This window comes from Myxococcus sp. MISCRS1 (assembly GCF_026626605.1).
Classification (GTDB): Bacteria; Myxococcota; Myxococcia; order Myxococcales; family Myxococcaceae; genus Myxococcus; species Myxococcus fulvus.
Genome location: NZ_JAPNKB010000001.1, coordinates 3,123,187 through 3,144,517, shown reverse-complemented (window position 1 = coordinate 3,144,517; position 21,331 = coordinate 3,123,187). Strand labels below are relative to the sequence as shown.

Here is a 21,331-nt window from a genome sequence, read left to right as displayed (position 1 = left end):
GAGCTCACGCCACCTTCAACAGCGGCGTACGCATCACCCGCTCGACCCAGCCGGACTGGCTGGCACCGGGCAGCGTCGGCGCGTCCAGCAGCGCCTTGAGCACCCGGGGGACCTGGTAGGGGTCCGCGAACTGGTCCACGTTCACCTCGCTGAAGGGCACCCGCAGCTGGCTCGCGCACGTGCGCACCGTGTTGCCACGGCCACCCGCCACGCTCACCAACAGCGCCATCGCCGCCACCGGGAAGCCGACGTCGCGGAACGCCCGGGCGAACTGGTCGCCCGCCTCGCCCGCCTCGTCGCCCACCACGATGACCACCAGCTTCGCCCCCTCCGGCACCCTCATGCCGTCCCGGTGCAGCGCGTGCACGCCGGCCGCGTGCGTCGTGCCACCCGAGGCCTTCAGCCCCGCGAGCATGTGCTGCACCGCCGTGCGGTTGGAGGCCTTGGGCCGGAGCACGGTGCCCATCGTGTCGAACGCCGCGATGTGCAGCTTCTCCATCGGGAAGCCCGCGAGGATGCGCGCGAGCGCCTCCTTCGAGTTCTCGATGGCCCCGTCCATGGAGCCCGACTTGTCGATGAGGAACATCACCCGCACGTCGGTCTCCGCCGTCGCCTCCGCCACCGCCTGTCGTGCCGCGTTGTCGCTCGCCTCCTCCAGCTTCTGGCGCAGCACCTCGCTGCGCACGTTCTTCGCGATGTTGAGCGCCCGCTGGTCCGTCGCCGTCTGCACGGCCTTCTCCCAGCGCGCGCGCACCGTGGGCTCCGCGAGCAACCCCAGCTCCTCCAACGTGGGCGTCATCAGCCGCAGGTCGCGGTCCGACAACGAGGGCAACAGCGCCGCCATGATGGCCGGCGTCATCCCCACGTCCTTCGGCAGCCGACCCACGACCTCCTTGTAGGAGAGCCGCTCGGAGTCGATCCACTCGCAGATCTCCGCCTCGGACAGCCCGTCGAAGCGCTCGCGCTTGACCAGCGTCAGCCCGCTCAGGCCCACCGTGCGGTGCCCGCCCTCGGCCTGCTTCTGCTTCCAGCCGAGCACCTCGAAGAAGCCCTGCGTGAGCGGCTTGTAGCCCGCCTTGCGCGCAAGCTTCTTCAACGTCTCCTTGTAGCCGGCCTTCATCAGGCCCTGGAGCATCGACAGGTTGGACTCCCGCGCGGCCAGCCACCTGGACGCCACGCGCTTCCAGCGGCCCATGGGCGGCTTGCGCGACGCCGGGTCCCCGAAGCCCGCCTGCCGGTTGAGGCTGGCGATGTCCGGCAGCTCGAGCAGCTCCGCCACCCGCAGCACCGCCTTGGGCGTGAGCATGCGCGTGGACTTGCGCTCGTAGTGCAGCACCATGGCCTCGCCGATGGAGCGGTAGTCGTCGTCGTGGAACGCCACCTGGCCGTCGTCACCGCGCACCGGCTGGCCCGCGTGCTGCTGCACCAGCATGAGCGCGCACGTGGCCACCTTCAGGTCACGCCAGTCCGTCTGCGTCAGCGCGTACGACGCGAAGTGCGCCATCAGCTCCGAGTTGAGCTGGTGGATGTCGAGCAGCTGCCGGTAGAGCTTCACCGCCGCGGGCACGAAGAGGCCCGGCTTGACGGGCTTGCCCACCGCGCGCTGCGCCGGCGTGGCGTGCGCCGCGGCCACCCACGTGCCGCCCACGTCCAGCCCCGGACGGTTGTGCCACAGGTGGGCCGAGCCGCTGAGCACCAGGTCCAGGAGCTTCTCGGCGGGGCCTCGCTGGGACTCGGGCAACAGCTGCGTGTTCGGGTTCGTCGACATGGGGAGTCCCCCTTTCGGGACGTGCGGCGGGTCAGGCGCGGGGCGGACCTCGAGCCCGACAGGGCCCTGGGAGTGCACCGCGCGTGGAGCGCACGGGGGGCGTCAGGTGCACGAGGCACGGCCACCCGCGCGAAGCTGGGAGTGAGGAGGAAGGAAGGTGCGCCCGAGTGACGAGGCCGGTGATGCTGGATTGAATGTCCAGTGTTCTACCGTTGAACTACGGAGCCTGACGGCCCCGGCGGGATTCGAACCCGCACCTCTCATTGCGTGTCTGGCCCTGTCGGCCGGGCGCGAGGCTTTTCAGTCGGAGTCGACGCGTCGGTGACGGGTGCTCACGAGTAGACGCACACGTCGCCATGCACCGGGAACTTCGCCACGTCCTTGCCGCCCCGGTATGTCTTCCGGGCCGGCACCGAGACGAGCTCCCACGTCGGCAGCACCACCGCCGTCAGGGAGCGTCCGTAGACGCACCCCGTGTCGATGCCCACCGCGTGCTCGGTGACGAGCGGCTGGTCGAACACGGTGTGTCCGAAGATGACCCGCTCCGGGCCCTTCCAGTGGTGGGTCCAGAACGTCCACCCCGCCGGTGCCTTGGAGGGCCAGTAGCTCTTCTTCGCGGGCGGCTGGATGCACTGCGCGTGGAGCAGGTGGTACGGGTCCTGCGCCTCCACGGGCAGGCCGGGCATCATCCCGGCGTGGACGACGACGGCGTTGTGCTCGGGCAGCCTCAGGTAGTGGGGCAGCCGGGCCATCCACTCGTAGTGCTCGGGCTCGAGCACCTGCCGGGTCTCCAGGTGGTCGGGATTCAGCCGCTCGGCGGCGCGGTGGCGCTGCTGCAGCGTCGTCTCCTCGTGGTTGCCCAGGATGGCCTCGTGCCGCATGGCCAGCTCCACGCACTCCCGGCGCTTGGGCCCCCGGTCCACCAGGTCCCCCGCGAAGATGACGCGGTCGCTGGAGGTGGCCCCCACCTTGGCGAGCAGCTCCAGGGCCTCGTCGTGGCAGCCGTGGAGGTCTCCGATGACGATGGTGCGGGGGGACATGACTGAGGGTTCCTTGGAAGCGGGAGGGTGGGCAGGCGCCCGGAAGCAATGCGGCCAGGGACGGGGGGCCCCCACGTTCCTGACCGGGAGATTCCCGTTCCCCCTCCCGGACGGCCCCGGGGATCATCCTGTCAGGAAGTCGGCGACCCGGGCGTCGGGCTTCGTGGGTGCCACGACTGTCCGGTCGTCCGGGTGGCCTGGGCACCCCTGCTCCACTCGGAGGCTGCCTGCGGATGCCAACGTGGTACCTTGCCGCGCGACATCCCTGTAATCCCATCTCCCGGGGCGGGTCTCCGGGCACAGCTCCCAGGTCCTTCCGGTGTTCGAGCAGCTCACGGATGACGAATTGTTCGCGGAGGTGGTCCGCCGCCGCGCCACGAACGAGCCCATTGGGGGCCCGCTCGGAGCGTTGGTTCAGCGGTGGAGCCGGCCTGCCCGGTACGTCATCAGCAAGATTCAGGCGAGCTACGGTCGCGGTTCCCCAGCGGACGGCGACGAGCTCTATCAGGACGCGGTCGGCAAGTTCCTCGACCGCGGGCTGGACCAGTTCCGTGGCATCTCCCAGCAGATGCCGGGCCGGAGTGCGTCTCCCAAGACGTTCTTCCTGCGCATCGTCAAGCACGTGGCCATCGACTTCTACCGGCGGCACCGCGAGGAGCTCGCGGCGCCCTCGTCGGACCCCGATGACGTCATGGAAGAGCCGCCTTCCGAGCGGGCTCGCGCTGTCGAGATGGGCAGGAGGACGGAGGAGCGCGCGGACGCCCAGGAGCTGTACTGGGCCGCGTTCGCACGGCTCCAGCAGGAGCACCCCAAGGAGGCCTCGGCATGGGAGCTGTATCACCACGAGGACGTGGAGGATCACGAGGAATGCGCGCGTCGGCTGAACATCACCGTGGTCAATTCCTACAAGCGCGTCAGTCGCGCGCAGGCCTACTTGAAGCTCTACCTGCTGGATCTCCAGCGCGAGTCGCCACGAGGGGAGGAAGCGTGAGCCTCCTTCCCGGCCACACCCCGGGGTATTCAGGAGGAATGAAGTCATGAAGACCGAAGCCATGTCCCGCTCTGCCGCCCGTCGCTCCCAGCTCACCGCCGCGAGTGTCCCCCCAGGAGTCGTCCTCGAAGCCGCCGGAGATTTGTTGAGGCGGGCGACCCAATGGGGGACCGAAGGTGTGGAGGCGGCCCTGCGGGGCCTCGGTCGACCGGAAGTGGAGACCTGGCTTCAGGCGCAGAAACCGCAGGCGCTCCAGCCCGTGCTGTTGAGGGCCGCGGAAGAGGCGATGGAGGTGGCGCTGGACGGGGGGGAGGAGGCCGAGGTGTGGCGCGCCTCGGCGCTGGAGGGCCTTGCCGCTCGTGACAGGGCCGCCTCGCAGGCATCTGCCCTCGCCGCCTGGGAGGGCCTGCATGGCGACTTGCAGGGGGATGCGGCGCGAAATCGAGACCGCTTCCTCGAGTCGCTCGGGAACCTGGACGCGCTGCTGCTTCCCAGGGCCCGTTGGTTCATTCCCCTCAACCCCGAGCGTCGCCAGGAGCAAGCGCTCCTCGAGCCCGCGGAGCAGGACAAGGCCTGGTGGTTTGGTGCCCGGGCCGGCTGCGATGACCTGGTGGCGACGTGGACCTCCGGCCCCCAGAGTCCGACCCCCCACATCCAGGGTTGCGCCGAGTGCCGCGCGGACATCGCGGACGCCGCGCCGGTGGATGCGCCTCCCCGTCGTCACCTCACACGGGATGATTTGTGGCGCTTCGACATGGGCCTGATGACGGCCGACGAGCGCGAGCGCGTGGACGCGCACACCGCGCGCTGTGGCGAGTGCGCCCAGGCGGTGCTGGCGCTGGGCGAGGGTGACGACGCGATTGAAGAGGCCCTGGAGATGGACGAGGGCGACGCGGGCGTGGCCCGGGCCGCGCGCTCGTCCCGCGCCCCGGTGTCGCAGCGCCCGTCCTCGGCGCGCCACCCGGAGCAGCGCGAGGTGCTGGAGGAGCGGCGCGACTTCCGCGTGGTGCTGGTGCGCGAGCGTCAGCGCGTGCGGCTCCTGGTGCAGCCCCTGGCGGGCAGGACGGTGACGGCGGCGGTGTTCCTGAGCCCCGGCCGGCCCTCGCTCAGGCCCACGAACGGGCCCGAGGGTTTGTCGTTCGATTTGTCCTCGGCCTCCGCCACCGGCGCTCGCACCGCGCACCTCTCGGTGCAGGCGGGCAATGACACGCTGGAGCGGGACTTCGCCTTCTGAGAGGAAGGCCCCGGCCGTCCCAGGGGCCGCGCGAGCGGCCTCGGGACTCCAAGGGCCCACCGTCACGACTACTGCGGCGGAGCGGTGACGCTCGGTGTGTTGAGCGCCTCGCGGCTGCGGACGGGCGGCTGCGGGATGGGGAAGTTGCGCGGGGGGACGACGCGGCGGAAGCCGTTGTCGAGGAAGCTCAGCACGAGCTGCGCGGTGGGCGGGCGGGTGCTCAGCGCGGCGCCGCACACGTCGACGAGGTCCAGGACGCGCGGACCCTCGGTCGTCACATAGCGGTTGCAGGTGCTGTCCACCGGCGCGTCCTTGTCCCGCGTCAGCTGCCGCGCCAGCCGTCCCCACTTCATGGTGAGCGCGTCCGGGCTGAGCTGGATGCTGACGGGCTCCTCGCCCCAACTGCCCTCGATGTGCGTGAGCGACGTGCCGGCCTTCACGCGGAGGTCCACCTGCCGCTGGCCGAAGGTGCCCGTCACGGCGATGCCGTGCTCGTAGATCTCCTCGGAGAGGATGCTGACCCAGACGCCGTCCTGGCGCCGCGTGTACGGCTTGGCCGCCGCGATGCGGCCATTGTTGAACCAGATGTCACCCACGCGGCCCACGGGCAGTTGGTCGTTCTTCGCGACCGGCGTGGGCTCGTCCAGGCCGGCGGGGCCGGTGGAGGCCACCAGCTGGCGCGAGGCGAGCAGGTCCGTCACGGCGACCGACTCGTCCACCACCTCGAAGCGCACGCCGTCCAGCCACGCCTGGCCCGTGCCGCTCATGATGAGGCCCGCCATGATGGTGGTGGCCTCCTTGGGCACGTCCAGCACCACCTCGTGGCGCTTGCAGCCGCGGGTGCCCACGAGCGCGCGCGACTGCATGTTGTCGAAGGCGAGCGGCTGCTTGGGGTCCGGCCCCTCCACGCGCATCCACAGCCCCGCCCAGCCATCCACGTCCTTCACGCGTGTGGCGGCGGAGAAGCGCAGCCGCTTGCCGCGGAAGTCCTGCGCGCCGAAGGCCTGCATGAAGGTGCCGTAGCCCGCCTCGTCGTGGCTCAGCGAGCGCAGGTACGCGCTGCGGCTGCCCTCGCACGGGGCGCTGGTGTCCACGCCCGCCTCGTAGCGCTTGGGGGCGCTCTCGGTGACGTACCAGCCCACCGGCAGCTTCGGCGTGCTGCCCGACGGCTCGGCCAGGGCCGCGGGCGCGGCCAGGGCGAGCAGCAGGGCGGCGAGATTCTTCCGGAAGTCCATGGCGGGCGTCCTCACAGCGACACGGGCTGGCGCGCGCTCAGCGCGCCCTCGGGGAGACCCGTCCGGGCCTCATAGCGGGGGACCTCGGCGATGCCCGAGGGGGTCATGACCAGCAGGCCCCGCTCCGCCGCCTTGCGCGTGCAGAACGCCTGCGTGGCCAGGTCCGGGCAGGCCACCACGTTCGTCGCCGGAAGGTCCTCCTCCAGTCCGAGCGCCAGTGTGGGCGGCAGCGCCTCCCCGGGTTCCAGCTCCCGCGACTGCGTGGCCTTGCCCCCGGGCAGCAGCACCAGGGCCAGCGAGGCCGCCAGGGCCGCGATGGCGACGCCCGCGGCCGCGCGGCGCGCGTGCCAGCGCGCGGGACGCGCCACGCGCTCCTCGCGGACGCTCCAGTCCTGGGCGACCTCGTTGAGCTGTTCGGACAGGAGCGCCTCTTCCTGCAGCAGCAGGGCGCAAGGCTCACACTCCAGCGTGTGGGCCTCCAACGCCGCCGCCTTCTCCGGGGCGAGCGCGCCCAGGATGTACTGCTCCGCGGAGTCGCGGGTCAGGTGGGGCTTAAGCATGGGTCTCCTCCTCGAGCGCGGAGCGCAGCTTCTTGCGCACCTCGCACAGGATCTGCCGCACGCGCTGGACGGAGAGTCCGACTTTCGCGGCGACTTCGGCATGGGGTAGCTCCTGGCCGTCACAGGCCAGGAGGAAGACGCTCCGCGCGCTCGGCGACACCTGGGCGAGCGCGGCATGGGCGCGGGACAGTTGTTCCTCGGACAGCAGGCGACGCTCGGCGGACACGGCCGGGTCCACCGGATGCTGACGCTCGGGCAGTTCCTCCACCGCCCCGGAGATGGACTCTCGCCGGGCCCGGCGGGCATCGTCCGCGGCCAGGAAGGCCGCCTGGGTGAGGGCGAGGTTGGGCAGGCGCAGCTCCGTCAGCAGCCCACGCTGCTGTTGTTGGATGAGCCTCGCCCACGTCTCCTGGGCGAGCTCGTGGGCCCGGTCCACCCGGACGCCCCGGGCCAGGAGCGATACCACGACGCGGCGGTGGTGGCGCGCAACCAACGCGTCCCAGGCAGACCGGTCGCCGGCGAGCGCCTTGCGCGCCAGGACCTCCTCGTCCGCCCCGCGCGCCGCCTCCATCGGCTCCTCGGTTTCCCTCGCTAGTCGAACCGTCGTCATCCGCAGGCCCTGCACGGCTGCACTCATGCCGTCTTCCCGTCGCTCTGCTGCGTCTGGGGGCTCTGGCCGCTCCCCGGTCTCCGGGGAACGTACGTCCGTGGCGGACATATCGCCGGGCGCCAGCAGGATGTGCGGAGGGGTGGCCAAAGGTCAGTTCGCGGCGGGGCTTTCCCCCGAGGGCCAGGGGAGGTTGGAGAGGCGGACGACGCCCTGGCACTGGCCGCAGACGCGGTTCTCGCTGTCGTAGACGCGGGCGGTGGCGAACAGCAGGGTGAGGCCCTGGCTGTCGATTTCGGCCTCCACGCGCAGGTGGTCGCCGGTGACGGGGCGCTGGAAGCTCATGGAGAGCTGCACGGTGGCGCATCTCCGGGACGGGTCCACCAGCGCGCCGCTGGTGCCGATGGCGTAGTCGAAGAGGGCGGCGAGGATGCCGCCGTTGACGGCCGCGGCGCTGCCCACGCCGCCGCGGTGTTCGGGCTTGAGCTCGGGGATGGTGACCACCACCTTGCGACCCTCCGGGAAGGCGACCTGGGCGCCGAAGTGGCGCAGGGTGAGGCTCTGGTTGAACAGCTCGGCGTAGCGGTCCAGCGCGGCCTGGGAGGGCTTCGCCGGGGGGACGGAGGGGGCGTCGGACATGATGTCTGGCCCTATATACCCGAGCCTCGGCGCCCGAGGGACCGGCCGGGCGTGCCAGGGGGTGCGGAAGGACGCCCACCGGACGGTGAAAGACGTTAGAAGCAGGGGCTCCCCCCGAGTCGCCCGTGAACGTCCACGAATCCGCCCTCCTCGAAGACCTGAATGACCCCCAGCGCGAGGCCGTGCTGCACCACGGCGGCCCGCTCCTCGTCCTGTCGGGCGCGGGCAGCGGCAAGACGCGCGTCATCACCCGCCGGGTGGCGTACCTGGTGAAGGTCCACGAGGTGTTCCCCTGGCGCATCCTCGCCGTCACCTTCACCAACAAGGCGGCGCGCGAGATGCGCGAGCGCCTGGTGCAACTGTTGGGGCGTCAGGCGAACGACCTGGTGGTGAGCACCTTCCACTCCTCGGCCGCGATGATTCTGCGCCGGGAGGCGGAGCACGTGGGGCTCACCCGCTCGTTCGTCATCTACGACGACGGCGACCAGCTCAACGTGGTCAAGCGCGCCATGCGCGAGGCGGGGCTGGAGCAGTCCATGCAGCCGCGCGAAATCCTGAGCCGCATCGACCAGGAGAAGAACCAGGCCCGGCTGCCCGAGGACATGGAGGTGGAGCCCGGGGACGAGCGCGGGCTGCTCGTCCAGCGCGTCTACCACGCGTACCAGGAGCGCCTGCGCGCGGCCAACGCGGTGGACTTCGGGGACCTGCTGCTCCTGCTGGTGACGCTCTTCCGCAAGCGACCGGAGGTGCTGGAGAACTACCGCCGGCGCTTCCACCACGTGCTGGTGGACGAGTTCCAGGACACCAACCCCGTGCAGTACGCGCTGCTCAAGCAGCTGGCGCCGCCGCCCTCGGCGAACCTGGTCGTCGTGGGTGACGACGACCAGTCCATCTACCGCTGGCGCGGCGCGGACGTGGACAACATCCTCAACTTCCCGCGCGAGTACCCCGGCGCCAAGGTGGTGAAGCTCGAGCAGAACTACCGCTCGGACCGCAACATCCTGGACGCGGCCTACGAGGTCATCCGGAAGAACACGCGCCGGATGGAGAAGAAGCTGTGGTCGGACCGGCCCGCGGGCCAGACGCTCCAGCTGATGCTCAACCGCGACGAGCGGATGGAGGCGCAGGAGGTCGCGCGGCAGATTCTGGCGCTCCAGCGGGAGGGCTTCATCAAGTTCTCCAGCATGGCGGTGTTCTACCGCGTCAACGCGCAGAGCCGCGTGCTGGAGGAGGCGCTGCGGCTGGCGCGCGTGCCGTACACGCTGGTGAGCGGGCGCAGCTTCTATGACCGGGCCGAGGTGCGGGACGCCTCCGCGTACCTGCGGTTGATGGTGAACCCACGCTCGGACGCGGACCTCTTGCGCATCATCAACACGCCGGCGCGCGGCATCGGCGACACCACGGTGGAGCGGGTGGTGGACCACGCGAACACCCGCAACCAGAGCCTCTACGAGGTGCTCGCCGAGCCCGGGCTCATCCCCGCGCTCAACACCACCGCGGTGAAGCGGCTGCGCACCTTCCACGGGCTGTTGGAGTCCCTGCACCGCTACGCGCAGGGGACGACGGACGCGGCGAGCGCGGTGGACGAGATGCTGCGCGAGACGAAGCTGGTGGAGACGCTGGTCGCCGAGGGCAGCGACGAGTCGACGACGCGGGCGGAGAACCTCCGCGAGTTCCTGGGCGCCGCGCAGGAGTTCGACCTGAACCGCGCGGCGGCGGCGGTGGCCGCGGCGTCCGGGCCTCAGGTCGAGGTGCCTCCGGAGGTGGACGCGGCGCCCCTGTCGGCGGACACGCCCCCGCTGCAGGCGTTCCTCGAGCAGATTTCGCTGGTGGGCGACGCGGACGCGGAGGTGGGCGAGGGTCGGGTGGCGCTGATGACGCTGCACGCGGCGAAGGGCCTGGAGTTCGACGCGGTGTTCCTCACGGGCCTGGAGGACGGCGTCTTCCCGCACTCGCGCGCGCTCAAGGGCGAGGACCCGGACAACGGCGAGGAGATGGCCGAGGAGCGGCGGCTCTGCTACGTGGGCTTCACTCGCGCGCGCCAGCGGCTCTTCGTGAGCCTGGCGCAGTGCCGCTCGCTGTTCGGTGAGCTGCGCTACAACCCGCCCAGCCGCTTCCTGCGCGACGTGCCTCCCAAGCTGTTCGGCATCAGCGAGCAGGACATCCCGGAGCCGCCCCGGCCCGCTCCCATGGCGGCGCCGCGCAAGCGGACCTGGGACGAGGACGACGGCCCGCGCATCGACCGCTCCTATTCGCAGACGTCGGACATGGACGGGGTGAGCGGCGACGTGCGCGGCATGCGCGTGCGGCACGAGCAGTTCGGCGTGGGCCGCATCGTCGCCGCGGACGGCACGGGGCCCAACGCGAAGGTGACGGTGGAGTTCGGCGGCGCCGTGGGCCTCAAGCGCGTCATCGCCCGCTTCCTGATGCCAGGGTAGCGGGGTGGGGCAGTCCGCGCCCGAGTGAGGAAGCCATGAGGGTCGACTGCCAGGTTTTTAATCTGGTGCCTTTACCATTTGGCTACCCCTCCACGTGAATGGAGGGGGCTGGATTCGAACCAGCAGAGTCCTGAGCGTGTAAGGCCTCGTCGGACGGGCGCGGATTCCGGCAGGGACGCGCTGGCACGAAGGCGTCTGACAGACAGGGTTCGCCTCAGGGACTGTTCTCGAGCGGGCGCAGCTTCCAGGACAGCACCCGCCCGTCCTGTCCGAGCACGAACACCTGGTCCCCCTGGACCACCGGCGGCGAGCGCAGCGCCGTGTCGGTGCGCAGGGAGAACGCGCGCTCCCACGTCGGACGCTTGAGCGCCACCAGTCGCCCCTGCCGTCCCTGCGTGGGCACCAGGAGCAGCTCCCCGATGGCCTCGGCCACGCGCGTGGTGAGCGGGTCGGGCAGCCCCATGCGCGCCAGCTCCTTCCCGTCCGACGGAGACAGTCCCACCAGCACCGGCGCGTCCTGCGTCCGAGCCCCCACCCACAACATGCCCAGCGCCAGGGACGGCGGGCCCGTGAGCGAGTCCGCCACGGTCTTCTCCCAGAGCATCCCGCCGTCCTTCGCGCGGAGGGCCCGGACCTGGGACGCCTTCGTGCCGAGGAACAGGACGTCACCCTCCGCCTCCAGGCCGAGCACGTCCTCCGTGGCCTGCCGCCAGAGCGTGGCGCCGTCCGCCACGGACAGGGCCACGAGGCCCGCGCCGACGAGCGCGACGACGAGCCGTCCGTCGGCCAGCACTGGCGCGGGGAGGCCCCGGCTCGACTCTGGTGGAGGCTCGGCGGACTTGGGCGCGGGGGTCCTCCAGCGGACCTTCCCGGTGTCCACCGCCAGCGAACGCACCGCGCCATCCGGGGCCACCACGAAGAGGGACTGCCCGTCCGGAGCCACGACGAGGGGCGTCAGGACGGGGGGCTCACCGGTGAGCCGCCAGCGCTCCGAGCCGTCCGCCAGGGAGAGGGACACCAGGTCTCCGGCGACCGTCCCGGCGATGACGCTGTCACCCGCGACGACGGGGCGCGTGGCCACCTCGCGGCCCAGGGCCACCCGCCATTGCAGGGTGCCCGTCCGGTCCAGGCGCACCACGGCGCCGGCCTCGTTGCCGGTGAGGACCCCGTCGGACAGCGGCGTCAGGCCCGCGCGGGAGGATGCATCCGTGGAGTACCGGAAAGCCGTCTGCGCGGGTTCTCGACACCCCGCGGCCGACACCAATGTCAGGGCCAGGGCGAGGAGGGTGTGCCTGCATGGACACGCGCGGGGCGACATGGTTTGGAGGATGGCGTAAGGAAGGAAATTCGACCATGCCTACGATTCGTGACGACGAGATTCCCAGCGCCACCGGCATCCCTTCTGGAGCCCGGCGGACGGACTTCGTCCCGCCCCCCACGCTGGCGGTGACGGAGGAGCTGCTGCACGCGCTCCCCAAGACGGACCTGCATTGCCACCTGGATGGCTCCATGCGGGTGAAGACCATCCTCGAGCTGGCCGAGCAGCAGAAGGTGAAGCTGCCCGCGGACACCGAGGACGGCCTGGCGCGCGCCATCCACATGGGTGAGGTGTGCAAGAGCCTGGAGGAGTACCTGGTCGCGTTCGACGTGACGCTCTCGGTGCTCCAGACGGCGGACGCGCTCTACCGCGCGGCGTACGAGCTGGCGGTGGACGCGGCGGCGGAGAACGTGCGCTGGCTGGAGGTGCGCTACTCGCCCGCGCTGCACCTGCAGAAGGGCCTGAAGATGACCACGGTCATCGACTCGGTGCTCGAGGGCCTGCGCGTGGCCAAGCGCGAGACGGGCATCAAGTGCGGCGTCATCGTCTGCGGCATCCGCCACATCAACCCGCAGACGTCCATGCGGCTGGCGGAGCTGTCGGTGGCCTACAAGAACCGGGGCGTCATCGGCTTCGACCTGGCCGGCGCCGAGGCGAGCTTCCCCGCCAAGGACCACAAGGACGCCTTCCAGCTCATCCTCAAGAACAACGTCAACTGCACCGCGCACGCCGGTGAGGCGTACGGCCCCGAGTCCATCTCCCAGGCCATCCACAACCTGGGCTCGCACCGCATCGGCCACGGCACGCGGCTGCGCGAGGACGGGGACCTGCTCAACTACGTCAACGACCACCGGATTCCGCTGGAGGTCTGCCCCACGTCCAACGTGCAGACGGGCGCGGTGTCCAGCCTCCAGGCGCACCCGCTGAAGTTCTACTTCGACTACGGCCTGCGGGTGACCATCAACACCGACAACCGCCTCATCACCGACACCACGGTGACGAAGGAGCTGTGGGTGGCGCACAAGGAGCTGGGGCTGTCGCTGGACGACCTGGCGACCATCATCGTCTCCGGCTTCAAGAGCGCCTTCCTCCCGTTCCGGGAGAAGCAGGACATGCTGCGGCTGGTGAACGAGGAGATCGCCAACACGTTGGTGGCCTTCGACAAGAAGCGGCATGTTCCGGTGAAGCAGCCGGCGTGATGGCGTAGCCTCCACCGTGCGCGCGGCGTCATCGGTCGCGCGTCGGTGGCCAGGCAGGCGGCTCCCTCCCGGGCCCCTGGTGTCATGGCCCGGGACGGAGGCGCACGTGGACCTGGAGCTGGGTGGCAAGGTGGTGCTGGTGACGGGGGGCTCGGACGGGCTGGGGGCGGCGGTGGCCCGGCGGCTCGTGCGCGAGGGGGCGAAGGTGGCCCTCTGTGCCCGGGGCGCGGAGCGGCTGGCGGCCACGGCCGAGGCGCTCAGGGCCGAGGGCGGGGACGTGCTCGCGGTGCAGGCGGACGTGTCCAGGGCGTGGGAGGTGGAGCACTTCGTCGACGCCGCGCATGCGCGGTGGGGCCGGGTGGACGCGCTGGTGAACAACGCCGGCACCGCGGCGGCCCGGCCCTTCGCGTCGGTGTCGGACGCGGAGTGGGAAGCGGACCTCCAGCTCAAGCTGTTCGCGGCCGTGCGAGCGTCGCGCCATGTGTTGCCACTGCTGAGCGAGGCGGGTGGTGGCGCCATCGTCAACGTGCTGGCGATTGGGGCGAAGACGCCGGGCGCGCAGTCCACGCCGTCGTCGGTGTCGCGCGCGGCGGGTCTGGCGCTCACCAAGGCGCTGTCGAAGGAGCTGGGGCCGCGCAACATCCGCGTCAACGCGGTGCTGGTGGGCATCATCGAGAGCGGTCAGTGGGTGCGCCGGGCGCAGGAGCTGGGCAAGCCGGTGGAGACGTTCCAGGCGGAGATGGCGCGCAACGCGGGCATCCCCCTGGGGCGCGTGGGCCGCGCGGACGAGTTCGCCGACGTGGTGGCCTTCCTGCTGTCGCCGCGCGGTGGCTACATCAGCGGCGCGGCCATCAACGTGGATGGGGGCCTGTCCGGCGCGACGTAGTGGCGCACGGGCGAAGGACGTTGTCAGGTTCGTGGACCCACGGCGTCCCTGCGCGCTGAGGATGGCCTTCGGGCCGTCCGGCGACCGCGGCTGCTGACCCAAGGTCCACCATCTCCTCCGCCACGTCCCCCCGGGGCGCTCGTACGCGAGCCCTCGGGGCATTCCCGAGTTGGTCATGCAGCCGAAACTGAATCGGCTCCTGCGGGCGCTTGCCCGCGAGGGGCTCGAGGTGACCTATGACGGTCGCCTCTACTCCGTGCGCCTCCTGGGTGACGCGAACGCGCCGCCCGCCGAGGTGCTCCTCCCCCCGGACCTGCCCGTCGAGGGCAAGGCCTTCCAACAACTCGCGCACCTCGCGGCCCTGAAGCACCCGGGCGGCGGAGAGGTCCTCCGCGTGCGCGCCACCCCCGACTTCCACCCGGGTGACTCCGGCGTGGCCATCGGCTCGGTGCTGCACACGCGGGGGCTCGTCGTCCCCGGCGCCGTGGGCACCGACATCAACTGCGGCATGCGCCTGCACGTCGCCGACCTGTCGGTGGAGGACTTCCTCTCCCGCCGGGACGACTTCGTCGAGCGCATGAAGGGCCACTACTTCTTCGGCACGCGGGACGTCGCCATGTCCTCGCGCGCCTCCACCGCGCTCCTGCGTGACGGCCTCCCCGGCTGGCTGCTGGAGACGCTGGACACGCCGCTGGGCTGCGCTCGCACCGCGGACCTGGCGCAGCTCGACGCGGAGGTGGACCGCATCCACCTGGGCGGCGCGCTGCACGGCGACCCGACCTGGGCACCGGACGCGCTCACCCGCGAGGGCGTGGTGCGCGACGCGGGCCTGGCCACCATCGGCGGAGGCAACCACTTCGTCGAGGTGCAGCGCGTGGAGGCCGTCGAGGACCGCGCGCGGGCCTGGGCGTGGGGCGTGCGCGAAGGCCAGCTCGCGTTCATGATTCACTCGGGCAGCCGGGACGTGGGCAAGCACGTGGGCGTGGCCTGGAGGGAGCGCACGCGCAAGGCCTGGCCCCAGGGCGCGCCCTTCCCGGAGAGCGGCATCCTCCCGCTCGCCGACGAGGCGCTCGTCGCCGGCTACCTGGAGGCCGAGGCCACCGCCGCCAACTACGCCTTCCTCAACCGGCTGCTGCTCGCGGAGCTGTTGCGCCAGACGCTGCGCGAGCTGTTCGGGGACGTGGAGGCGCCGCTCGTCTACGACGTGCCCCACAACCTCACGCTCCCGTACGAGGGCGGGTGGCTGGCGCGCAAGGGGGCCTGCCCCGCGGGCGACGGACAGCCCGTCATCATCCCCGGCTCCATGGGCGCCACGTCCTTCCTCATGGTGGGGTGCGGCGACGCGCGCTCGCTCGAGTCCGCGTCGCACGGGGCGGGCCGCGCCCGCTCGCGCTTCTCCATGTCGCGCGGCGGAGCGGACCACAGCGAGGCCGCGCTGGGCCTGTCCGGCGTGGACTGCATCTCCCTGCGCGCCGAGCGCCGCGTGGAGGAGGCCCCCGCCGCCTACAAGCCCATCCGTCCGGTGGTGGACTCCCAGGTGGAGGCCGGCATCGTCCGCGAAGTGGCCCGGCTGGCCCCGCTGCTCACCATCAAGGCCTGAGCTACAACGACAGCCCGGGGACGACGGCGTGCCATTTTCCTTGGTCCACGCCCCGTCCCCTGGCTGGAATGCGCCCCACGCGCGTGGGCCCGGGCCCACCCTTCACGCTTCAAGGGAGAGACAAGGACATGGAGAACACCTACGGAGCTCCCGCGGGAGACGGCTTTCCTCGCTCCAACCCCAAGGACGCCGTGTCGGTTCCGGCCATCCTGCTCATGGTGCTGGCCGGCGTGAGCCTGCTGTGGGCCATCGTGAGCCTGCTGTCGCCGGTGAATCCGGACGACCTGGAGCAGCTCTTCAACAACCCGGCGCTCGCGCCCTATCAGGACGCCTTGGAGCAGAACCGCGCCCTGCTCACCTCCACCAGCTCCTTCGCGGGCCGGCTCATGTGGTACGGCCCCGTCATCCTCCTCAACGCGCTCGCCTTCTTCGGCGCGCTGATGATGAAGAAGCTCCAGAACTGGGGGCTCGCGGTGGCCGGCTGCTTCGCGTCACTGGTGCCATGCTGTGGCACCTGTGGCTGCCTGGCGCTCCCCATCAGCATCTGGGCCCTGGTGGTGCTCTTCAAGCCCGAGGTGAAGGCCGCCTTCAGATAGGCGCGGGCGCTGCCGTGGTGGCCCCACGGCGCGTCGGGAGCACGGGCCTGCGCTTCTGCATCCGCACGCAGGCCAGCTGCACCCGCGCCGTCAGGGGCCGCCGCGCCTCGTGCAGCGACACGTAGCCCCGGTGACGGTAGAAGTCCTCCGCGTTGAGGCTCGCGTCCAGGCCCACCTGGGGACTTCCTCCGCCCCAGGCCACCGACTCCAGCGCGGCGAGCAGGCGGGTGCCCACGCCGTGGCCCACCTGGTCCGGAAGCACATACAGCGCCTCCAGCTCCCCGTTGAGCGAGTCCAGCTGGCCGAAGCCCACCAGCCGCCGGTCCCGCTCCGCCACCAGCACGGTGCGCGGCCGGTCCGGGCGCAGATAGCCCTCCGGCCGCAACAGCCGCACCCAGGTGCTCAGCTCGTCGGGCGCATAGACGCCCTGACACAACGTCCCCACCGCCTCGGTGTGGACGCGCCACAGGGCGCGCCGGTCCGAGTCCCGTGCTGGCCGAAGGTGGAGCCCGCCCGACGCGCCCATGGCCGCCTCACGTCACCTTCATGCCCTTGGGAATCACCACCACGCCATCCGGCGTGACGTGGAAGCGCCGCTTGTCCTCCACCGGGTCGTAGCCAATCGTCGTGCCCGGCGGAATCTCCACGTTCTTGTCGATGATGGCCTTGCGGATGCGGCTCCTGCGGCCGATGGTGACGTTCTCGAAGAGGATGGACGCCTCCACCTCCGAGTAGGAGTTGACGCGCACCTTCGGGGACAGCACGGAGCGGTTCACCTTGCCGCCGGAGATGATGCAGCCCTCGGCGATGAGCGAGTCCGTGGCGTGGCCGACCCGCTGGTTGTCCTGGTCCGCGAACACGAACTTGGCCGGCGGGTAGTTGTTGGCCTGCGTGTGGATGGGCCAGCGGTCGTTGTAGAGGTTGAAGATGGGGTCCACCTCCACCAGCTCCATGTTGGACTGGTAGTACACGTCGATGTTCCCCACGTCCCGCCAGTAGCCGCGCTCCTTGCCCTCCTGCCCGGCAATCTCGTTGGTGGCGAAGTCGTACACGTACACCGGCGCGTACTTGTAGAGCTCGCTGATGATGGACTTGCCGAAGTCGTGCGCGCTCGCCTCGTTGGCGGCGTCACGCACCACCTCCTGCACCAGCACCTCCGTGGTGAAGAGGTAGTTGCCCATGGAGGCCAGGCACATCTTCGGGTTGCCCGGCATGGGCGGCGGGTCCTTGGGCTTCTCCAGGAACTGGCGCATGCGCCCGTCGGGGCCCACGTCGATGATGCCGAACTCGCGGCCCTGCTCGATGGGCACGGGGATGGCGGCCACCGTGCACGCGGCGCGCTTGGACACGTGGAAGTCGAGCATCTGCCGCGTGTCCATCCGGTACACGTGGTCCGCGCCGAAGACGAAGATGAAGTCGGGCTCCTCGTCGGTGATGATGTTGAGGTTCTGGTAGATGGCGTCCGCGCTGCCCTTGTACCAGTCCACGCCGGTCCGCATCTGCGCGGGCACGGCTTCCACGTAGTGGCCCAGGAAGGCCGACATCCGCCAGGCGCGGGACAGGTGGTTGTTGAGCGAGTCGCTCTTGTACTGGGTCAGGACCTTGACGCGGTAGACGCCGGAGTTGGTGAAGTTCGACAGGGCGAAATCGATGATGCGGTAGCGCCCCCCGAAGGGGACGGCGGGCTTGGCCCGCTCACGGGTGAGGGGCTCCAGGCGCGTGCCAGCGCCGCCCGCAAGAATCATCGCCAGGACTTTGGACATAGGTGGGCCGGACGTTAGTCCGCCCCCCTCGGGCGACAAGGGCGCCGAGGCCTGCTCGGCTGCCTTCGTTGAGTGCCCAACCGCCCGCCCACGTCCTCTTCACCGGGCCGGACTCGCCAGATGTGGGACATCGGCGCCCCCGGGGCTCCGGCAGGACGCCGGGAAGCACGGTTCCCACCTGGGTTGCTTGGCTTCCGAAAACGGGGTCGTGCTAGCCTTGGCGGCGATGTCAGGCGACGAAACGCGCGTCACCAAGATTTCCTCCCTGGATCTGCGCCCGGAGCGCAGCACCGAGTGCTGCCTCGTGCAGATCCACGGCCCGGAGCTCGGCAAGAAGTACCTTGTCGACGACTCCGAGCTGACCATTGGCCGGGACCAGCACAACCACATCGTGGTGGACCTGGACAACGTCTCCCGCCGGCACGCCCGCGTGCTGGGGCGGGGCGGGAAGATGCTGGTGGAGGATCTGGGCTCCACCAACGGCACCTACCTGAACGACCAGGAAGTGCTCCAGGCGCAGCCCTTGCGCAGCGGCGACCTCATCAAGGTCGGCGGCTCCATCTTCAAGTTCCTCGATGGCGACAACATCGAGACCCAGTACCACGAGACCATCTACACGCTGACCATCGCGGACGGCCTCACCGGCGTGAACAACAAGCGCTTCTTCCTCGAGTACCTCGAGCGGGAGATGGGGCGCTCCAGCCGGTACAAGGGCACGTTGTCGCTGATGATGTTCGACATCGACCACTTCAAGCAGATCAACGATGTCCACGGGCACCTGGCCGGGGACTACGTGCTGCGGGAGCTGGCCCAGTCCGTCAAGCGGCTGGTGCGCCGCGAGCAGTGCTTCGCGCGCTACGGCGGCGAGGAGTTCGCCGTGGTCATCCCCGAGGACGGGCCGGACAAGGCGCGCCTGTTCGCGGAGAAGATTCGCAAGCTCATCGCGGAGAAGGCGTTCGTCTACGACGAGAAGGAGATTCCGGTGACCATCTCCATCGGCGTGGCGGAGATGACCGGCGACATGACGGAGCCCACGCACTTCATCAAGGTCGCGGACGCCAACCTGTACAAGGCGAAGAAGACCGGCCGTAACAAGGTGGTGGGCTGAGCATGGCGCAGGCTGAGGCGGGGCCCTCGGTGCTCGCGCGGCTGGTGCTCGTGCTGCTCGGCTTGGGCTTCCTTGGCGCGGCCTGGGTGTGGAGCCATCGCTCGGAGCCCTGGGCGGGGCGGATGGTGGAGCGCGCCCGCCAGACGGTGGGCCGCTAGCCTCCGGAGCGGACGGCCTCCTCTCCCGAGGCCCCCTCCGTGACGGCGCGGTCCCGACTGAATCGACAGGACATGGAAGAGGCGCGCTCGTGTCCGGGCCGCCAGGGGTGTGTTGTCAGGAGTGGGCGACGTGGCCGTCGGCGGGCTCGGCGCCGACCTGGGGCATCCCGAGGCAGCGCTTCGCCGCGAGAGCGGGGGGACCCACGATGCTGACGACAGAGCAGGACCTGGCGAGCCCGGTGCCCGCGCGGGCGGGACGGCGGGAGTGGACGGGGCTGGCGGTGCTCGTGCTTCCCACGCTGCTCATCTCGGTGGATGTGACGGTGCTGTACCTGGCCCTGCCGCAGCTCAGCTCCCAATTGGGCGCGAGCAGCACGCAGCAGCTGTGGATCATGGACATCTACGGCTTCATGCTCTCCGGGCTGCTCGTGACGATGGGCACGCTGGGGGACCGCATCGGCCGGCGCAAGCTGCTCTTGGTGGGCGCCGCGGGGTTCTGCGTGGCGTCGGTGGTGGCGGCGTACTCGCGAAGCCCGGAGATGCTCATCGCGGCGCGCGCGGCGCTGGGCATCGCGGGGGCCACGCTGATGCCCTCCACGCTGGCGCTCATCAGCAACATGTTCCAGGCGCCGGGCCAGCGCTCGGTGGCCATCGCCGTATGGCTCAACTGCTTCCTCATCGGCATGGTCATCGCGCCGTTGCTCGGGGGCTGGATGCTGGAGCAATTCTGGTGGGGCGCGGCGCTGCTGTTGGGCGTGCCGGTGATGGGGGTGCTGCTCCTGACGGCGCCCGTGCTGCTGCCCGAGTACCGGGATGCCTCGGCGGGGAGGCTGGAGCTGACGAGCGTGGTGCTGTCGCTCGCGGCCGTCCTGCCGACCATCTACGGCATCAAGGAGCTGGCGCGGCACGGCTGGCAGGTGGAGGCCTTCGTCGCGTTGGTGGTGGGGCTTGGGATGGGCGTGGTGTTCGTGCGGCGGCAGCTGACGCTGGAGCACCCGCTGCTGGACCCGAGGCTGTTCGCCAATCGCGCGTTCAGCGCCACGCTGCTCATCCTGCTGCTGGTGGCCATCGTCACCGGCGGCATGGGGTTGCTGGTGCCGCTCTATCTCCAGATGGTGGCGGGGCGCACGCCGCTGGAGGCGGGGATGTGGATGGTGCCGCAGATGCTGGGGATGATGGTGGGCTCGTCGCTGGGGCCCTTCGTCGTGCGCCGCATGCGGCCGGGCTACGTCATGGCGGCGGGACTGGCGCTCTCCAGCGTGGGCTACCTGGTGATGTCCCAGGTGGACAGCGTGGGTGGGCCCGTCGTGCTGGTCATCGGCTCGGTCATCGTGACGATGGGGCTTGCGCCCATGGCGGTGCTGGGGACGGACCTGGTGGTGGGCTCGGTGCCACCAGAGAAGGCGGGCTCGGCCGCGTCCACGTCGGAGACGGCGAACGAGCTCGGTGTGGCGCTGGGCGTGGCCATCCTGGGCAGCTTCGCCACCGCCATCTACCGGCGGAACATGGCGGACGCGGTGCCGGCGGGAGTTCCGGACGGCGTGGCCGACAGCGTGCGAGAGAGCATCATCGGTGCCGTGACGTCGACCTCCGCGCTACCAGCGGGGCTGCGCGACGCGGTGCTCGCACCCGCGCGGGAGTCCTTCACGCAAGGCATCAACATCGCGGCGGGGCTGGGTGTGGTCGTCTTCGCGTCGCTCGCGGTGCTCGCGGCGGTGACGCTCAAGCACGTGCGCGCGGGACAGCACTGAGAGGGCAGGGGGCTCCGGGACCATTCCAGGGGAGCGCGTCTCATCTCGATGGCGCGAGCTGCTCGCGCAAGGACCCGGATGGATGCGCGAGGTGGGGCGCGCTCATCTCGATGGCGCGAGCTGCTCGCGCAAGGACCCGGATGGATGCGCGAGGTGGGGCGCGCTCATCTCGATGGCGCGAGCTGCTCGCGCAAGGACCCGGATGGATGCGCGAGGTGGGGCGCGCTCATCCCGATGGTGCGAGCTGCTCGCGCAAGGACCCGGATGGATGCGTGAGGTGGGGCGCGCTCATCCCGATGGTGCGAGAGGCTCGCGCAAGGACCCGGATGGATGCGCGAGGCGGGCGTACCCACGAGGTGCGCTCTCGGGGCGGCATCACTCGCGCGCGTCGGTGCGGCTCACCCTGGGGGACGGTGCTTGAGCCGTGCACGGCCCCGGGT

Annotated in this window: 19 protein-coding genes; 10 read left to right on the top strand and 9 right to left on the bottom strand. The window is 70.7% G+C overall.

Annotation, left to right across the window (positions count from 1 at the left end; translation table 11 throughout):
- Positions 1-4: 4 nt before the first annotated feature.
- Both OWM54_RS11960 and OWM54_RS11955 read right to left on the bottom strand, forming a co-directional pair.
- Complete coding sequence (locus OWM54_RS11960) at positions 5-1,768, bottom strand: vWA domain-containing protein (RefSeq protein ID WP_223747798.1); 1,764 nt, start codon at positions 1,766-1,768, stop codon at positions 5-7.
- A gap of 332 nt (positions 1,769-2,100) precedes the next feature.
- Positions 2,101-2,808: a metallophosphoesterase gene (locus OWM54_RS11955; protein WP_223747799.1), complete on the bottom strand. Its 708-nt coding sequence runs from the start codon at positions 2,806-2,808 to the stop codon at positions 2,101-2,103.
- A gap of 319 nt (positions 2,809-3,127) precedes the next feature.
- Here OWM54_RS11955 and OWM54_RS11950 point away from each other — a divergent pair, with 319 nt between their 5' ends.
- Together OWM54_RS11950 and OWM54_RS11945 are read left to right on the top strand one after the other, a co-directional pair.
- On the top strand, positions 3,128-3,799 hold the full coding sequence (locus OWM54_RS11950; RefSeq protein ID WP_046711661.1) for an RNA polymerase sigma factor: 672 nt from the start codon (positions 3,128-3,130) through the stop codon (positions 3,797-3,799).
- A 46-nt stretch (positions 3,800-3,845) separates the two neighbouring features.
- Entirely contained in the window at positions 3,846-5,033 is a 1,188-nt protein-coding gene (locus tag OWM54_RS11945; RefSeq protein WP_223784479.1) for a hypothetical protein, read from the top strand.
- A 68-nt stretch (positions 5,034-5,101) separates the two neighbouring features.
- Here OWM54_RS11945 and OWM54_RS11940 read toward each other — a convergent pair whose 3' ends face one another.
- The 4 genes from OWM54_RS11940 to OWM54_RS11925 form a co-directional block, all read right to left on the bottom strand.
- Complete coding sequence (locus OWM54_RS11940; RefSeq protein WP_267697583.1) at positions 5,102-6,268, bottom strand: AraC family transcriptional regulator; 1,167 nt, start codon at positions 6,266-6,268, stop codon at positions 5,102-5,104.
- A gap of 11 nt (positions 6,269-6,279) precedes the next feature.
- Complete coding sequence (locus OWM54_RS11935; protein WP_223747802.1) at positions 6,280-6,828, bottom strand: zf-HC2 domain-containing protein; 549 nt, start codon at positions 6,826-6,828, stop codon at positions 6,280-6,282.
- Positions 6,821-7,465, bottom strand: a complete 645-nt coding sequence (locus OWM54_RS11930) for an RNA polymerase sigma factor (protein ID WP_267697582.1) — start codon at positions 7,463-7,465, stop codon at positions 6,821-6,823. The genes OWM54_RS11935 and OWM54_RS11930 overlap by 8 nt, the downstream gene beginning before the upstream one ends.
- Before the next feature lie 123 nt (positions 7,466-7,588).
- The gene (locus tag OWM54_RS11925; protein WP_141326223.1) at positions 7,589-8,074 is read right to left on the bottom strand and encodes a PaaI family thioesterase; all 486 of its coding nucleotides are present in this window, start codon (positions 8,072-8,074) and stop codon (positions 7,589-7,591) included.
- Positions 8,075-8,199: 125 nt separating this feature from the next.
- On the opposite strand from OWM54_RS11925, the gene OWM54_RS11920 reads away from it, so the two are divergent.
- Positions 8,200-10,512 carry an ATP-dependent helicase gene (locus OWM54_RS11920; RefSeq protein ID WP_267697581.1) on the top strand — a complete coding sequence of 771 codons (2,313 nt, stop codon included), beginning with the start codon at positions 8,200-8,202 and terminating at the stop codon, positions 10,510-10,512.
- 214 nt (positions 10,513-10,726) lie between these two features.
- On the opposite strand, the gene OWM54_RS11915 is transcribed toward OWM54_RS11920, so the two are convergent.
- Positions 10,727-11,773 carry a PQQ-binding-like beta-propeller repeat protein gene (locus tag OWM54_RS11915; protein ID WP_324289066.1) on the bottom strand — a complete coding sequence of 349 codons (1,047 nt, stop codon included), beginning with the start codon at positions 11,771-11,773 and terminating at the stop codon, positions 10,727-10,729.
- A gap of 92 nt (positions 11,774-11,865) precedes the next feature.
- Between OWM54_RS11915 and add the strand changes: the two genes are divergently transcribed.
- The 4 genes from add to OWM54_RS11895 all read left to right on the top strand — a co-directional run bounded on the left by add (position 11,866) and on the right by OWM54_RS11895 (position 16,111).
- Positions 11,866-13,029: an adenosine deaminase gene (gene add / locus OWM54_RS11910; protein WP_046711669.1), complete on the top strand. Its 1,164-nt coding sequence runs from the start codon at positions 11,866-11,868 to the stop codon at positions 13,027-13,029.
- Positions 13,030-13,135: 106 nt separating this feature from the next.
- On the top strand, positions 13,136-13,915 hold the full coding sequence (locus OWM54_RS11905) for an SDR family NAD(P)-dependent oxidoreductase (RefSeq protein ID WP_267697579.1): 780 nt from the start codon (positions 13,136-13,138) through the stop codon (positions 13,913-13,915).
- A gap of 175 nt (positions 13,916-14,090) precedes the next feature.
- Complete coding sequence (locus OWM54_RS11900) at positions 14,091-15,515, top strand: RtcB family protein (protein ID WP_267697578.1); 1,425 nt, start codon at positions 14,091-14,093, stop codon at positions 15,513-15,515.
- A 128-nt stretch (positions 15,516-15,643) separates the two neighbouring features.
- On the top strand, positions 15,644-16,111 hold the full coding sequence (locus OWM54_RS11895) for a hypothetical protein (RefSeq protein ID WP_223747808.1): 468 nt from the start codon (positions 15,644-15,646) through the stop codon (positions 16,109-16,111).
- Here OWM54_RS11895 and OWM54_RS11890 read toward each other — a convergent pair.
- Together OWM54_RS11890 and glgC are read right to left on the bottom strand one after the other, a co-directional pair.
- A complete protein-coding gene (locus OWM54_RS11890; protein ID WP_267697577.1) occupies positions 16,104-16,637 on the bottom strand; it encodes a GNAT family N-acetyltransferase in 534 nt (177 codons plus the stop codon). The genes OWM54_RS11895 and OWM54_RS11890 overlap by 8 nt on opposite strands.
- A gap of 7 nt (positions 16,638-16,644) precedes the next feature.
- Positions 16,645-17,874, bottom strand: a complete 1,230-nt coding sequence (gene glgC / locus OWM54_RS11885) for a glucose-1-phosphate adenylyltransferase (protein ID WP_141326230.1) — start codon at positions 17,872-17,874, stop codon at positions 16,645-16,647.
- Positions 17,875-18,100: 226 nt separating this feature from the next.
- Between glgC and OWM54_RS11880 the strand changes: the two genes are divergently transcribed.
- From OWM54_RS11880 to OWM54_RS11870, 3 genes are all read left to right on the top strand, one after another.
- A complete protein-coding gene (locus OWM54_RS11880; RefSeq protein ID WP_046711675.1) occupies positions 18,101-18,982 on the top strand; it encodes a GGDEF domain-containing protein in 882 nt (293 codons plus the stop codon).
- A gap of 2 nt (positions 18,983-18,984) precedes the next feature.
- Positions 18,985-19,140 (top strand): hypothetical protein, encoded by a 156-nt coding sequence (locus OWM54_RS11875; protein WP_267697576.1) that lies wholly within the window; start codon positions 18,985-18,987, stop codon positions 19,138-19,140.
- A 206-nt stretch (positions 19,141-19,346) separates the two neighbouring features.
- Complete coding sequence (locus OWM54_RS11870; RefSeq protein WP_267697575.1) at positions 19,347-20,891, top strand: MFS transporter; 1,545 nt, start codon at positions 19,347-19,349, stop codon at positions 20,889-20,891.
- Positions 20,892-21,331 lie beyond the last annotated feature (440 nt).

Bases quoted from the DNA above. Each gene is read 5' to 3' on its own strand.
- OWM54_RS11960 (WP_223747798.1), bottom strand. From the start codon at position 1,768: ATGTCGACGAACCCGAACACGCAGCTGTTGCCCGAGTCCCAGCGAGGC.
- OWM54_RS11955 (WP_223747799.1), bottom strand. From the start codon at position 2,808: ATGTCCCCCCGCACCATCGTCATCGGAGACCTCCACGGCTGCCACGAC.
- OWM54_RS11945 (WP_223784479.1), top strand. From the start codon at position 3,846: ATGAAGACCGAAGCCATGTCCCGCTCTGCCGCCCGTCGCTCCCAGCTC.
- OWM54_RS11940 (WP_267697583.1), bottom strand. From the start codon at position 6,268: ATGGACTTCCGGAAGAATCTCGCCGCCCTGCTGCTCGCCCTGGCCGCG.
- OWM54_RS11935 (WP_223747802.1), bottom strand. From the start codon at position 6,828: ATGCTTAAGCCCCACCTGACCCGCGACTCCGCGGAGCAGTACATCCTG.
- OWM54_RS11930 (WP_267697582.1), bottom strand. From the start codon at position 7,465: ATGAGTGCAGCCGTGCAGGGCCTGCGGATGACGACGGTTCGACTAGCG.
- OWM54_RS11925 (WP_141326223.1), bottom strand. From the start codon at position 8,074: ATGTCCGACGCCCCCTCCGTCCCCCCGGCGAAGCCCTCCCAGGCCGCG.
- add (WP_046711669.1), top strand. From the start codon at position 11,866: ATGCCTACGATTCGTGACGACGAGATTCCCAGCGCCACCGGCATCCCT.
- OWM54_RS11900 (WP_267697578.1), top strand. From the start codon at position 14,091: ATGCAGCCGAAACTGAATCGGCTCCTGCGGGCGCTTGCCCGCGAGGGG.
- OWM54_RS11895 (WP_223747808.1), top strand. From the start codon at position 15,644: ATGGAGAACACCTACGGAGCTCCCGCGGGAGACGGCTTTCCTCGCTCC.
- OWM54_RS11890 (WP_267697577.1), bottom strand. From the start codon at position 16,637: ATGGGCGCGTCGGGCGGGCTCCACCTTCGGCCAGCACGGGACTCGGAC.
- glgC (WP_141326230.1), bottom strand. From the start codon at position 17,874: ATGTCCAAAGTCCTGGCGATGATTCTTGCGGGCGGCGCTGGCACGCGC.
- OWM54_RS11880 (WP_046711675.1), top strand. From the start codon at position 18,101: ATGTCAGGCGACGAAACGCGCGTCACCAAGATTTCCTCCCTGGATCTG.
- OWM54_RS11875 (WP_267697576.1), top strand. From the start codon at position 18,985: ATGGCGCAGGCTGAGGCGGGGCCCTCGGTGCTCGCGCGGCTGGTGCTC.
- OWM54_RS11870 (WP_267697575.1), top strand. From the start codon at position 19,347: ATGCTGACGACAGAGCAGGACCTGGCGAGCCCGGTGCCCGCGCGGGCG.